This is a genomic window from Rhodococcus sp. BUPNP1 (assembly GCF_002215235.1).
Taxonomy (GTDB): Bacteria; Actinomycetota; Actinomycetes; order Mycobacteriales; family Mycobacteriaceae; genus Rhodococcus.
The window spans coordinates 89,065-102,288 of record NZ_NERM01000004.1 but is presented as its reverse complement, the minus strand read 5'-3'; the positions used below and the strand labels follow the sequence as shown (position 1 = coordinate 102,288).

10 protein-coding genes are annotated in these 13,224 nt (G+C 69.2%); 3 read left to right on the top strand and 7 right to left on the bottom strand.

Annotated elements, in window-relative coordinates; genetic code table 11:
- Nucleotides 1-76 precede the first annotated feature (76 nt).
- The 5 genes from serA to B9C99_RS05365 all read right to left on the bottom strand — a co-directional run bounded on the left by serA (nucleotide 77) and on the right by B9C99_RS05365 (nucleotide 7,182).
- Nucleotides 77-1,669, bottom strand: coding sequence for a phosphoglycerate dehydrogenase (gene serA, locus B9C99_RS05385; protein WP_088897185.1), 1,593 nt, complete (start codon nucleotides 1,667-1,669; stop codon nucleotides 77-79).
- A 128-nt stretch (nucleotides 1,670-1,797) separates the two neighbouring features.
- Nucleotides 1,798-3,570, bottom strand: coding sequence for a SulP family inorganic anion transporter (locus B9C99_RS05380; RefSeq protein ID WP_088897184.1), 1,773 nt, complete (start codon nucleotides 3,568-3,570; stop codon nucleotides 1,798-1,800).
- A 119-nt stretch (nucleotides 3,571-3,689) separates the two neighbouring features.
- Entirely contained in the window at nucleotides 3,690-4,691 is a 1,002-nt protein-coding gene (gene ilvC / locus B9C99_RS05375) for a ketol-acid reductoisomerase (RefSeq protein WP_016691198.1), read from the bottom strand.
- A 50-nt stretch (nucleotides 4,692-4,741) separates the two neighbouring features.
- Complete coding sequence (ilvN, locus tag B9C99_RS05370) at nucleotides 4,742-5,245, bottom strand: acetolactate synthase small subunit (RefSeq protein WP_006554535.1); 504 nt, start codon at nucleotides 5,243-5,245, stop codon at nucleotides 4,742-4,744.
- Nucleotides 5,242-7,182 carry an acetolactate synthase large subunit gene (locus B9C99_RS05365; protein WP_088897183.1) on the bottom strand — a complete coding sequence of 647 codons (1,941 nt, stop codon included), beginning with the start codon at nucleotides 7,180-7,182 and terminating at the stop codon, nucleotides 5,242-5,244. Before B9C99_RS05365 ends, ilvN begins: the two co-directional genes overlap by 4 nt.
- A gap of 266 nt (nucleotides 7,183-7,448) precedes the next feature.
- On the opposite strand from B9C99_RS05365, the gene B9C99_RS05360 reads away from it, so the two are divergent.
- Together B9C99_RS05360 and ilvD are read left to right on the top strand one after the other, a co-directional pair.
- On the top strand, nucleotides 7,449-7,970 hold the full coding sequence (locus B9C99_RS05360; protein WP_088897182.1) for a PH domain-containing protein: 522 nt from the start codon (nucleotides 7,449-7,451) through the stop codon (nucleotides 7,968-7,970).
- Between the two features lie 140 nt (nucleotides 7,971-8,110).
- Entirely contained in the window at nucleotides 8,111-9,952 is a 1,842-nt protein-coding gene (ilvD, locus tag B9C99_RS05355) for a dihydroxy-acid dehydratase (protein ID WP_016691195.1), read from the top strand.
- A gap of 79 nt (nucleotides 9,953-10,031) precedes the next feature.
- On the opposite strand, the gene B9C99_RS05350 is transcribed toward ilvD, so the two are convergent.
- Nucleotides 10,032-10,790, bottom strand: a complete 759-nt coding sequence (locus B9C99_RS05350; RefSeq protein WP_016691194.1) for a DoxX family protein — start codon at nucleotides 10,788-10,790, stop codon at nucleotides 10,032-10,034.
- A 77-nt stretch (nucleotides 10,791-10,867) separates the two neighbouring features.
- On the opposite strand from B9C99_RS05350, the gene B9C99_RS05345 reads away from it, so the two are divergent.
- Nucleotides 10,868-12,013 (top strand): PQQ-dependent sugar dehydrogenase, encoded by a 1,146-nt coding sequence (locus B9C99_RS05345; RefSeq protein ID WP_088897181.1) that lies wholly within the window; start codon nucleotides 10,868-10,870, stop codon nucleotides 12,011-12,013.
- Here the strand turns inward: B9C99_RS05345 and B9C99_RS05340 are convergent, their stop codons facing one another.
- Nucleotides 12,014-13,219: a cation:proton antiporter gene (locus B9C99_RS05340; protein WP_016691192.1), complete on the bottom strand. Its 1,206-nt coding sequence runs from the start codon at nucleotides 13,217-13,219 to the stop codon at nucleotides 12,014-12,016.
- Nucleotides 13,220-13,224 lie beyond the last annotated feature (5 nt).

Genomic DNA, 13,224 nt, shown 5'->3' with positions numbered 1-13,224 from the left:
ACTACTCACTTCCTGTGCGACGGTGGCCGCGACCGTGCAGACGGTCGCGGCCACCGGATGATGGAGAACCGAAGGATCAGGACAGGTCGACCTGGGCGACGCGCGCGTCGAGCGCCTCGGTGATCTGTCCGACCTCGGCGTCGCCGACGACGCGGTCGACACGCAGGATCACAGTGGCGCCGGGGCCCTCCGCGTCCTGGCTCAGCGCCGCGGCCTGGATGTCGATGCTCGCGTTGCCGAGCACGGTGCCGAGCGTTCCGAGGACACCCGGACGGTCCTGGTAGTGGACGATCAGGTTGTGGCCCTCGGCGCGGAGATCGAAGCTGCGGCTGTTGATGTTGACGATCTTCTCGACCTGCTGCAGGCCGGTGAGCGCACCTGCGACGGAGGTGACGTGTCCGTCCGGCGCCACCGCGCGGACCTCGACGGCGCTGCGGTGCGTGGTGGCCTCGCTGACCTTCTCGACCTCGACGGTCACGCCGCGCTGCTCCGCGAGCTTGGGGGCGTTGACGAAGGTGACGGGCTCGTCGCTGCTCGCCGAGAACAGGCCGCGGAGGGCGGCCAGGCCGAGGATGTCGGTGTTCTCGGCCGAGAGCTCACCGCTGACGACGACCTGCACGTTCTGCACGGCCTCGGGCGAGAGGGTGCCGGCGAGCAGACCGAGCTTGCGGACGAGCTCGAGCCACGGTGCGACCTCCTCGCCGACGGGGCCACCGGAGACGTTGACGGCGTCGGGCACGAACTCACCGGCGAGGGCGAGCAGCACGCTCTTGGCGACGTCGGTGCCGGCGCGGTCCTGGGCCTCGGCGGTGGATGCACCGAGGTGCGGGGTGACGACGACGTTGTCGAGGTCGAACAGCTTCGAATCGGTGCACGGCTCGGTCTCGAAGACGTCGAGGCCGGCGGCGTGGACCTTGCCCTCGACGAGTGCGTCGTAGAGCGCGTCCTCGTCGATCAGGCCACCGCGGGCGGCGTTGACGATGATGACGCCGTCCTTGGCCTTGGACAGACGCTCGGCGTTGATCAGGCCGGCGGTCTCCTTGGTCTTGGGCAGGTGCACCGAGATGAAGTCGGCGCGGGCGACCAGCTCGTCGATGTCGACGAGCTCGATGCCGAGCTGTGCGGCGCGGGCGGCCGGCAGGTAGGGGTCGTACGCGATGACGTGGGTCTCGAACGCCGCGAGACGCTGGGCGAACAGCTGGCCGATGCGGCCGAGGCCGACGACGCCGACGGTCTTGCCGAGGATCTCGGTGCCGTTGAAGCTCGACCGCTTCCAGGTGCGCTCACGCAGGGTGCGGTCGGCGGCGGGGACCTGACGCGCCGCGGACATGAGGAGCGCGACCGCGTGCTCGGCGGCGGAGTGGATGTTGGAGGTGGGCGCGTTGACGACCATCACGCCGCGCTCGGTGGCAGCGGCGATGTCGACGTTGTCGAGGCCGACACCGGCGCGACCGACGATCTTGAGGTTGGGCGCCGCAGCGAGCACCTCGGCGTCGACGGTGGTCGCGGAGCGGACCAGCAGCGCCTGGGCCTCGGGCACGGCCGCGAGCAGGGCGGGGCGGTCGGGGCCGTCCACCCAGCGCACCTCGACACCGTCACCGAGCGCGTCGACGGTCGACTGCGCAAGCTTGTCGGCGATCAGGACTACTGGACGGCCATTCTGGCTCACGTGCGGACTCCCTGTGTCGTGAATGTGTGAGTGGTCGACGGCGCTCGCGCCCGACAGCATGCGTGGGCACCCGCGACCGCCCACAGTTTAGTGCCCCAGCCCTTCCCGCGGGGCCACCGGGATCGGGATCACGGTGGCGCGGGCCCATCCTTCCGCGGGGGCGGGACGACGTCCCGCGGGGGTGCGTCGAGCACACTGCGCTCGATGCCGGGCTGGTTCCGGTGCCGGAAGGCCACCACGGCGGTGCGGACGGTCGGGTGGAATCGACCGTCCCGGAAGCGATTCCCGGTCTGCATCCGGTGCAGCTTGTCCTTGACCGGACCCTTCATCGCGGCGAAGGCGAGCCGTATCCCCCGGTGGGCGAGATAGTCGTCGAGACGTTCGATCTCCTCGACGGCGCTGATGTCGAGGTCCGTGATCGGTTCGGCCGCGAGGACCACCCACTCGATGCGGTCCTCGCGTTCGCGGACGAGTTCGCGGACGAACTTCGTGAGGATCACGCCGTTCGCGAAGAACAGCGGGGCGTCGAACCGCACGAGCACGAGACCCGGGATCCGGTGGCCCTCGGGATGCCGTTCCCGGTCGTGATATCCGGCGACGTCCTCGAGTTCGACGAGTTCGGTCCGGTGGGGTTGCCAGGCGCGTACGACGACGGCGGCCAGCGACAACGCGATCGCGACGAGCACACCCTTCAGCACACCCGCGAGGCCGACCGCCACGAATGCGGCGAAGGACAAACAGAATTCGATCTTGTTGACCCGCCACAGGCGACCGAGCGCCCTCACGTCGACGAGGGCACTCGCCGCGACGATCACGACGGCACCGAGCGCCGCCTGCGGCAGGTACGCCGTCGCTCCCGGGGCCACCAGCAGGAAGATCGCGACCGTCACCGCTCCGACGGCGCCCGCGAGCTGGGTACGCGCTCCGGCCTGTTCGAGGACGGGCGTGCGACTGCCGCTGCCGCAGATCGGGAATCCGCCCGTGGCACCGGCTGCGATGTTCACCACACCGAGGGCACGCATCTCGGAGCTGCCGTCCACGTCCTCGCCCCGTCGCAGCGCGAACGAGCGCGACAGCACCGCGGTGTCGGCGAACGCGATGACGGCGACGGCGACGGCGGGTGCGAGCAGTTCGATCACGTCTCCGCGTTCGATCCCACCGAGAACGGGTGCGGGGATCCCGGAGGGCAACGCCCCCACCATCTCCACGTGCTCGGTGAGCCCGAACACCGCGACCGCCGCGGAGGCGGCGATCACCGCGACGAGCACCGCGGGTATGCGGGGAACGACCTTCTGCAGCACGAGGATGAGGGCGAGGGTGCCGACGCCGACGAGGAATCCGGCCGGCTCGACACCGTCCTCGAAGACGTCGTCGACGATGTCGAGAACCTCGGCGACGACACCGGATTCGTCGGCCGACGTGCCGAGCAGGAGCGGAAGCTGCCCGACGATGACGATGATCGCGATCGCGTTGAGGAAACCGAGCCGGATCGGTGTGGAGAGCAGATAGGTCAGGAATCCGAGGCGGAGTATTCCGCCGACGAGAAGGATGGCTCCGACGAGGAGCGCGAGCACACCGGCGAGGGCGACCGCGCGCTGCGGATCACCGTCGGCGGCGAGCGGGATCACCGCGGCCGCGATGAGCGGGGCGAGCGCGGAATCCGGTCCGAGCACGAGGATCCGGGACGGACCGACCACCGCGTACACGAGCATCGGCACGACGGTCGCGTAGAGACCGGTGTAGGGCGGCAGTCCCGCGGCCTGGGCGTATCCCATGCCGGTGGGGACGAGCAGTGCACTGAGCGCGAGGCCCGCCGTGACGTCGCTCCGCAGCCACCCCCGCCGGTAGGACCGGGCGGTGGCGACACCCGGGAGCCGCCCGAACGCGGCGAGTGGCCACATCAGCCAAGTATCCTCCGCGGCCTCGGCTCGTGGATGCGACATCGCTCACGCCGCACCGACGACGGCGGCCCGGCACCCCCGTAGGGGTACCGGGCCGCCGTGACCGGATCAGGTGATTATCAGGCCGTCTCGGTGATGGGGCGATCGACCCAGCTCATCAGGTCGCGCAGCTGCTTGCCGACGACCTCGATGCCGTGCTCGGCGTTCTGCTTGCGCAGACCCTCGAGCTCCTTGTTGCCGCCCTCGACGTTGGCGACGAGACGCTTGACGAAGGTGCCGTCCTGGATGTCCTTCAGGATCTCCTTCATGCGCTCCTTGGTGCCGGCGTCGATGACGCGCGGGCCGGAGAGGTAGCCGCCGAACTCCGCGGTGTCGGACACCGAGTAGTTCATGCGGGCGATGCCACCCTCGTACATGAGGTCGACGATGAGCTTGAGCTCGTGGAGAACCTCGAAGTAGGCCATCTCGGGGGCGTAGCCCGCCTCGACCATGACGTCGAAGCCGGTCTTGACGAGTTCCTCGGTGCCACCACAGAGCACGGCCTGCTCGCCGAAGAGGTCGGTCTCGGTCTCTTCCTTGAAGGTGGTCTTGATGACGCCGGCGCGGGTGCCGCCGATGCCCTTGGCGTAGGACAGCGCGAGCGCCTGGCCCTCACCCTTGGGATCCTGGTGGACGGCGATGAGTGCGGGAACGCCCTTGCCGTCGACGAACTGACGACGCACGAGGTGGCCGGGGCCCTTGGGGGCGACCATCGCGACGGTCACGTTCTCGGGAGCCGTGATGAGACCGAAGTGGATGTTGAGGCCGTGGCCGAAGAACAGCGCGTCGCCGTCCTTCAGGTTGGGCTCGATGTCGTTGGTGAAGATCGACGCCTGGGCGGTATCGGGAGCGAGGACCATGATGACGTCGGCCCACTCGGAGACCTCGGCGGGGGTGCCGACGGTGAGACCGGCTTCCTCGGCCTTGGCCCGCGACTTCGAGCCCTCCTTCAGACCGATGCGAACGTCGACGCCCGAGTCGCGCAGGCTCAGCGAGTGCGCGTGTCCCTGACTGCCGTAGCCGATGACGGCGACCTTACGACCCTGGATGATCGACAGGTCGGCATCGTCGTCGTAGAACATCTCGACTGCCACAGTGATTACCTCTTTCAGCAAGTATGGGTGTGTTAAGGCTAACGGGTAGCCGTGATGGACTTCGGACCGCGTCCGACGGCGACGACACCGGACTGGACGATCTCGCGGATTCCGTACGGTTCGAGCATGCGCAGCAGCGCGTCGAGCTTGGACCGCGTACCGGTCGCCTCGATGGTCAGCGACTCGGGCGAGACGTCGATCACCTTGGCGCGGAACAGATTCACCGTCTCGATGACCTGGGTGCGCACGCTTGCGTCGGCACGCACCTTGATGAGCACGAGTTCGCGGGCGACGGACGCCTCGTCCTCCTGCTCGACGATCTTGATGACGTTGACGAGCTTGTTGAGCTGCTTGGTGACCTGCTCGAGCGGGAACTCGTCGACGGTCACCACGATCGTCATCCGCGAGATGTCGGGCACCTCGGTGCCACCGACGGCAAGGGATTCGATGTTGAAGCCGCGTCGCGAGAACAGCGATGCGACCCGGGCGAGCACGCCCGGCTTGTCCTCGACGAGAACACTGAGGGTGTGGCTCGTGCTCACTTGGTCTCCTCCTCGGCCGCGGCGTTCTCGCTGCGGGCTTCGAGCGCGTCGATGGTCTCGTGGATGACGGCGGGGTCGTCGGCAGCGGCGTCGTCGTCGAACAGCGGCCGGATGTCGCGGGCCGCCATGATCTCGTCGTTGCTCGTGCCGGCGGCGACCATCGGCCACACCTGCGCGTCCTTGCCGACGATGAAGTCGATCACCACGGGACGGTCGTTGATCTCCTGCGCCCGGCGGATTGCCGGCTCGACGTCCTCCTCGCGCTCGACGCGGATGCCCACGCAGCCGAGGGCCTCGGCGAGCTTGACGAAGTCGGGGATGCGCAGCGAGTGCGTCGCCAGGTCGGTGTTCGAGTACCGCTCCTCGTAGAAGAGGGTCTGCCACTGCCGGACCATGCCGAGATTGCCGTTGTTGATGAGCGCGACCTTGATCGGCACACCCTCGACGGCACACGTCGCGAGTTCCTGGTTGGTCATCTGGAAGCAGCCGTCGCCGTCGATGGCCCACACCTCGGTGTCGGGGCAACCCATCTTGGCGCCCAGAGCCGCGGGCACCGCGTAGCCCATGGTGCCGAGACCACCCGAGTTGAGCCACGTGCGGGGCTTCTCGTAGTCGACGAACTGCGCCGCCCACATCTGGTGCTGACCGACGCCCGCGCAGTAGATCGCGTCGGGACCGGCGAGCTTGCCGACGGCCTGGATGACGTACTGCGGCGACAGGGTGTCGTCGGTGGGACGGTCGTAGCTCAGCGGGTAGGTGCGACGGATGTCGTCGAGGTAGGCCCACCATGCCGAGTAGTCGAGCTTCGTGCCGGTCGCCAGGTCGGCGCGGATGGCCTCGAGCAGCTCGACGATGACCTCTTTGCAGTCACCGACGATCGGCACGTCGGCGTGCCGGTTCTTGCCGATCTCCGCCGGGTCGATGTCGGCGTGGATGACCTTGGCGTCGGGCGCGAAGGAGTCGAGCTGACCGGTGACGCGGTCGTCGAAGCGGGCACCGAGGGTGACGAGCAGGTCGCTCTTCTGCAGGGCGGCCACCGCGGCGACGTTGCCGTGCATGCCGGGCATGCCGCAGTGCAGGTTGTGGCTGTCGGGGAACGCGCCGCGGGCCATGAGCGTCGTGACGACCGGGATGCCGGTCAGCTCGGCGAGCTCGAGCAGCTCGGCCGACGCCTCGGCCTTGATGACACCGCCGCCGACGTACAGGACGGGGTTCTTCGCGTCGGCGATCAGTCGCGCGGCCTCGCGGACCTGCTTGCCGTGCGGCTTCGTCACCGGGCGGTAGCCGGGCAGGTGCATCTCCGGCGGCCAGCTGAAGGTGGTCTGAGTCTGGAGGATGTCCTTGGGGATGTCGACGAGGACCGCGCCCGGGCGGCCCGAGGAGGCGAGGTAGAACGCCTCGGCCAGGATGCGCGGGATGTCGGCGCCGTCGGTGACCAGGAAGTTGTGCTTCGTGATCGGCATCGTGATGCCGGAGATGTCGGCTTCCTGGAAGGCGTCGGTGCCGATGAGCGGGCGACCGACCTGGCCGGTGATCGCGACGACGGGCACGGAGTCCATCTGCGCGTCGGCGAGCGGGGTGACGAGGTTCGTCGCGCCCGGACCCGAGGTGGCCATGCAGACGCCGACCTTGCCGGTGGCCTGGGCGTAACCGGTGGCAGCGTGCCCGGCGCCCTGCTCGTGACGGACGAGCACGTGGCGCACGCGTCGCGAATCGAAGAGCGGGTCGTAGACGGGCAGGATCGCGCCGCCTGGAATGCCGAATACCGTGTCGACCTCGAGTTCCTCGAGTGCGCGGACCACCGACTGGGCGCCGGTGACCCGCTCGGGGGCGACCTGGCGTCGGTTGGCGGGCTGCGTTGCGGCAGCTGCGGGAGTCGGGGTGGCGGACCCCGGCTTTCGCGGCGAGGGTTGAGGCCGTGCGGTTGGTGCGCTCACTGCGAATTCCTCTGATTCTGGCTCCGGGCAACAAAAAACCCTCGTCAGCAAGTCTGCTGTACGAGGGTGGCGCGTCGTGGGCGAGTTGCGAAATGCGGCTCAGGCGACGACGCGCCGGCCGATTACGAGCAACCCATTCTGATTCACGCGCTCGACGGTAGGCGCATGGTGTCCAGACAGTCAACTTGGTGCGGTCCACTGTCCCAGAATGTGAGATGCCGCGGCTGCAGTGCGAAGATGTAGAGGTGTCATCTTCCCAGCAGCCCGTGCCACCGATTCCATCATCCCACACGCCCGATTCGGCGACGCAGGTCATCCAGATCTCGCGACTGTCGTTCCTCGCGTGCGCTCTGCTCCTCCTCGCCCTCGCCTCCCCCGCGCTGGCGTGGCCGGAGGCCTTCGCATGGACGCTGATCATTCCGTTCCTCGTCGCCGCCTGGATCGTGCGGGTACGCACCGTCGTCGGCCCCGAGGGCATCGTCGCGCGGGCGACCTTCAAGACCACGAGTCTCGAGTGGGATCAGCTCGACGGCCTCCGGTTCCCGAAGCGGGGCTGGGCCCGCGCACGGCTCACCGACGGCAGCGAGGTCGCACTGCCGGTCGTCACCTTCGGCCGGCTGCCGCAACTGTCGGAAGCAAGCGGAGGCCGCATCCCCGATCCGTACGCGGCAGCACAGCGCGCGGAGGAGAAGGCACACCGCGAGGAGGCGGCCGCCGAAGCCGGTTCGGACGCCGAAACCACCGAGGACGCAATCACCGTCGAGAAGAAGGACGACCGCTCCTCCTGATCCTCGCGACCGGGTGCGAATAGGTGCATCCGGAAGCACGCGAGTAGATTCGTCGGTGCCGTTGCCCGGATCCGCACAGCCCGGCGACCGGACGCGGCCCGGCCGATTGCGCACACAGCCACCGTCAAGGAAGTCAGCCCATGCCCCCGTTGAGGTCACGCACCACCACCGTCGGACGAAACGCCGCGGGAGCGCGCTCCCTGTGGCGCGCCACCGGCCTGACCGATTCCGACTTCGGCAAGCCGATCGTCGCGATCGCGAACTCCTACACGCAGTTCGTACCGGGTCACGTCCACCTCAAGGACGTTGGTGAGATCGTCGCGAAGGCCGTGCGCGAAGCAGGCGGCGTGGCGCGCGAGTTCCACACCATCGCCGTCGACGACGGCATCGCCATGGGCCACGGCGGCATGCTCTACTCGCTGCCGAGCCGCGAGATCATCGCCGACTCCGTCGAATACATGGTCAACGCGCACACCGCCGACGCGCTGGTGTGCATCTCGAACTGCGACAAGATCACGCCCGGCATGCTCAATGCCGCGATGCGCCTGAACATCCCGACGATCTTCGTCTCCGGCGGTCCGATGGAGGCCGGCAAGGCCGTCGTCGTCAACGGTGTCGCCCACGCGCCCACCGACCTCATCACCGCCATCTCGGCCTCCGCCAGCGAGGCCGTCGACGACGCGGGTCTCGACGAGGTCGAGCGCAGCGCGTGCCCGACCTGCGGTTCGTGCTCGGGCATGTTCACCGCCAACTCGATGAACTGCCTCACCGAGGCCCTCGGTCTCGCGCTGCCCGGCAACGGTTCGACCCTCGCCACCCACGAGGCGCGACGCGCACTGTTCGAGACCGCCGGCACGACCATCGTCGAAGCGGCCCTGCGCTACTACCGCGACGACGACGAGTCGGTGCTGCCGCGCAACATCGCCACCCCGGCCGCCTTCCGCAACGCGATGGCGCTCGACGTCGCGATGGGTGGTTCCACCAACACCGTGCTGCACACCCTCGCGGCCGCACAGGAGGGTGAGGTCGACTTCGACCTGACCACCATCGACGAGATCAGCCGCCGGGTGCCCTGCCTGGCGAAGGTCTCCCCGAACTCCGACTACCACATGGAGGACGTGCACCGCGCCGGTGGCATCCCCGCGATCCTCGGCGAGCTGCGCCGCGGTGGCCTGCTCGAGACCGACGTCTCGACGGTCCACACGAAGAGCTTCGACGAGTGGCTCGACACCTGGGACATCCGTTCCGGCAAGGCGTCCGAGACGGCCCTCGAGCTGTTCCACGCCGCCCCGGGCGGTGTGCGCACCACCGAACCGTTCTCGACCGACAACCGCTGGTCGTCGCTCGACACCGATGCCGCGAACGGCTGCATCCGCGACATCGAGCACGCCTACACCGTCGAGGGCGGCCTGTGCGTGCTGCGCGGCAATCTCGCACCGGACGGCGCGATCCTCAAGACCGCCGGTATCGACGAGGACCTGTTCCACTTCGAGGGCCCGGCCTATGTCGTCGAGTCCCAGGAAGAGGCCGTCTCGGTCATCCTCGGCAAGAAGATCAAGGCCGGCGACGTCGTCGTCGTCCGCTACGAGGGCCCCGCCGGCGGCCCCGGCATGCAGGAGATGCTGCACCCCACCTCCTTCCTCAAGGGCATCGGCCTGGGCAAGGTGTGCGCCCTGATCACCGACGGCCGCTTCTCCGGCGGCACGTCCGGTCTGTCCATCGGGCACGTCTCCCCCGAGGCCGCGTCCGGTGGTGTGATCGGCCTGATCGAACAGGGCGACCGGATCCGCATCGACGTCGCGACCCGCACCCTCGAGGTGCTCGTCGACGACGAGGTGCTCGCCGATCGTCGCGCGAAGATGGAGGCCTCCGAGCGTCCGTGGCAGCCCGTCGACCGTGAGCGCACGGTCTCGAAGGCACTGCGCGCCTACGCCGCTCTGGCGACCTCCGCCGACAAGGGTGCCGTGCGGCGCCTGCCGTAACACCTCACGACAACAGGAGCGAGGGCCCCGCGATCATCCCGATCGCGGGGCCCTCGCCCGTTGTCCGTTCTTACGTATGTCAGCGTCCGAAGATCCACAGGCACACGCCGGCCGCCACACCCAGCAGCAGCACGACGAACGAGCCCAGGAACGGACGTGTCGCCCAGCCTCGTCGCCCGTCGATCGCGATGCGTCCCGGTCCGGTGAGGGTGATCGCCACCGCGCAGGCGACGAGGAGCGCCTCGAACTCGAAGCCCGACGATTCGGCTGCGAAGAACTGGACGCCCGGTTCGAGTTCGTGTTTGAACAACACCGCGTTGACCATGATCGCGACGACCGCGGCAGCGGCGAACGGGGTGAGCAGACCCAGGACGAGCAGTCCTCCGGCCGCGATCTCACCGACCGCGCCGACGATCGCGAGCACGGCGGGCTGCTGGTATCCCGCATCGCGGAGCAACGACTCGAAACCGTCGAGACCCGGTCCGTTCCACAGGCCCACCAGTTTCTGCAGTCCGTGGGCGACGAGGATCGCCCCGACCGCCGCCCGCAGGACGAACAGACCGAGGTCGAGGGTTCCGCGGCGCACCTTCGGGGTCTGCTCACCGACGGCCACCGCGCCGCCCGCATCCGCACCGTAGACCGGTTCCGGCCGGTACATCTGCTCGGTGGGAGCGGCGTAGGCGTCGCTGCCGAGGGGGGTTCCGCTCGCGCTGAAGTCGTCGTCGGATCCGAGATACGACTCACGTGGTCGGCGCATCTCGAGTGTGCGTTCGTCGGGCTGGTCGCCGTAGGGATTCGAACCCGCGTCCGGTATGCCACCGTTCTTGTTGTCGGCCACGCCCCCAGCCTAGGCCCGGGACCGCCCCCGTACCCGGCATCCGCGGGTGCGCGCGTCGTGCCGGTAACGTTTGCGGCATGACACGGGGTGCGCGGTGGACCGGTTCGTGGGGCGTACGGGCGGCAGCGACGGCGCTCGCCGTCGGAGTTCTCGCCGTTCCCTCCTGCGCCCGCTTCGACGACTCCGCGTCGACCCCGTTCACCCCCGAACCCACCTTCGATCCGGGACCGGGCGTCGGCCCCCAGGACCCCACCGAGACGACGACGCCGAGCGCCTCCCCCAAGCCACCGGGGCCGTGTGTCGATCCGGATCCGTCCGTGATCGCGACCTGCCTCGACGTCACCGGCGGCCTGGTGACGATGCCCGACGGCAACTCCGCGCTCGTCACCGAGCGTCGGACGGGTCGGATACTGCAGGTCGCGCCGGAGACCGAACCGGTGGAGATCGCGACCATCCCCGTCGACGGTTCCGGGGACGGTGGGCTGCTCGATGTGGCGCTCTCCCCCACCTTCGCCGAGGATCGGCTGCTCTACGCCTACATCACCACGGCTTCCGACAACCGCGTCGTCCGCATCGCCGCGGGTGACACGCCCAAGGATGTGCTGACGGGGATCCCCCGCGGCGCGACGGGCAATTCCGGCGCCATCGAGTTCGTTTCGCCCACCGAACTCGCCGTCCTGACCGGCGACGCCGGAAACGCAGCGGCCGCAAACGATCCGAACGCCCTGTCCGGCAAGCTCCTGAACCTGCCGCTCCCGGCACCCGGCGCGGCACCCGCTCCCTCGGTGATGCTGTCGGGCATCGGCACCGCAGGCGATGTGTGCCGCGATCCGAACGGCAATCTGTGGGTCACCGACCGCACTCCCCTCGAGGACCGGCTCCAGCGGGTCGGGGTCGACGGCTCGACCGGCACCGGCCCGGCCTGGACGTGGCCCGAGCGGCCCGGTGTCGCCGGGTGCGCAGCAGCTCCCGACGGGATCGCGATCTCGCTCACTGACGCGAAGGCCGTCGCGGTCGTCGCCACCGACCCGGGCACCGGAGCGGTCACGGCGTCGCCCGTCCTCGCGGCGGAGGACCGCTACGGCATGCTGCGCGGCGCCGCTTCGTCGCCCGACGGACTGCTGTGGGTCTCGACGGTCAACAAGTCCGGTTCCGAACCGGGACCGAACGACGACCGCGTCGTCCGCATCCAGTTCCCGGCCGGTGGCGGCGGATTCGACTGATCACGCCCGCTCCGGCGTCTCCGCCGGTTCGGTGCGGTGGAGCAGTCCCGCGAGCATCGGGAGCACGAGGACGGTGACGGCACCCGCCGCCACGAGGATCGACGCGCTCGCGTTCGTCATCTGATCGGCACTCACCGCGACGCCCGTGACCGCGACGATCAGGGGCAGACCCGTCGTCGAGTACAGGGCGATCTGCACCTGTTCGGAGGTTCCGAACATCCGGTTCCCTGTCTCGTCGCGTTCGAGGCGCGACGCGACGAACACCGGCACACCCCGTACCAGGACGAGCAGTCCGAGGAATGCCAGCAGGATCCCCGGTGCGCTCACCACGGCACCGACGTCGATCGCCATGCCCGAGGTGACGAAGAAGATCGGGATGAGGAAGCCGTATCCGAGACCGTCGAGCTTCTTCTCGAGCCGCTCGTCGCCCGCCGGGATCGTGCGACGCAGGATGAAGCCGGCCGCGAAGGCACCGAGGATGATGTCGAGGTCGAAGACGGCGGCGACGGCGATGAGTCCGACGAGCAACAGCATCGTCAGTCGCACCGGCACCTGGGCGGTGGTGTCGGAGCCGAGCCGGACGAACTGGGTGAACCGTGAACCTTCCCGCAGGATCCAGGTCGGCAGCACGGCGACGACGACGGCCACGACCGCGAACGCCAGCAGGACGATCAGCGAGCCGAGTGCGCCGCGTGCACCGAGCAGGGTCGCCATGGCCACGACGGGCAACAGCTCGCCGAACGCACCGTGGTTGAGCACCGAGCGTCCGAGTGGGGTCGCGACGAGCCCGCGGTCGGCAAGGATCGGCAGGAGCGTCCCCAGCGCGGTGGACGTCAGGGCGATCGCCACGGCGATCTCGGCGTGCACCTGACCTGCAGCTCCGAGCGCGGCGACGGTGCCGAGCGCCAGCAGCATGCACACGCACCAGGTGAGCATCGCGCGGCGCCCACCCCGCCCGCGCAACTCGGCCGGGTCGATCTCGTATCCGGCGAGCAGGAAGAGCATCCCCAGGCCGAGTTCGCGCAGGATGCCGATCTCGCTGCCCGTCTCCGCGAGGTCGAGCGCGTAGGGGCCGATGAGGACACCGGCCACCAGCAGCAGCACGACCTCGGGGACCAGCCGTCGCGGAACGGCGCCGGCGATCAGCGGTGCCAGCACCGCCGCGACGGCGATCCAGAACAGCGAGGTGGCTACAGCAGCGTCCATCGCCG

Bases quoted from the DNA above. Each gene is read 5' to 3' on its own strand.
- B9C99_RS05380 (WP_088897184.1), bottom strand. From the start codon at position 3,570: ATGTGGCCACTCGCCGCGTTCGGGCGGCTCCCGGGTGTCGCCACCGCC.
- ilvC (WP_016691198.1), bottom strand. From the start codon at position 4,691: ATGTTCTACGACGACGATGCCGACCTGTCGATCATCCAGGGTCGTAAG.
- ilvD (WP_016691195.1), top strand. From the start codon at position 8,111: ATGCCCCCGTTGAGGTCACGCACCACCACCGTCGGACGAAACGCCGCG.
- B9C99_RS05345 (WP_088897181.1), top strand. From the start codon at position 10,868: ATGACACGGGGTGCGCGGTGGACCGGTTCGTGGGGCGTACGGGCGGCA.
- B9C99_RS05340 (WP_016691192.1), bottom strand. From the start codon at position 13,219: ATGGACGCTGCTGTAGCCACCTCGCTGTTCTGGATCGCCGTCGCGGCG.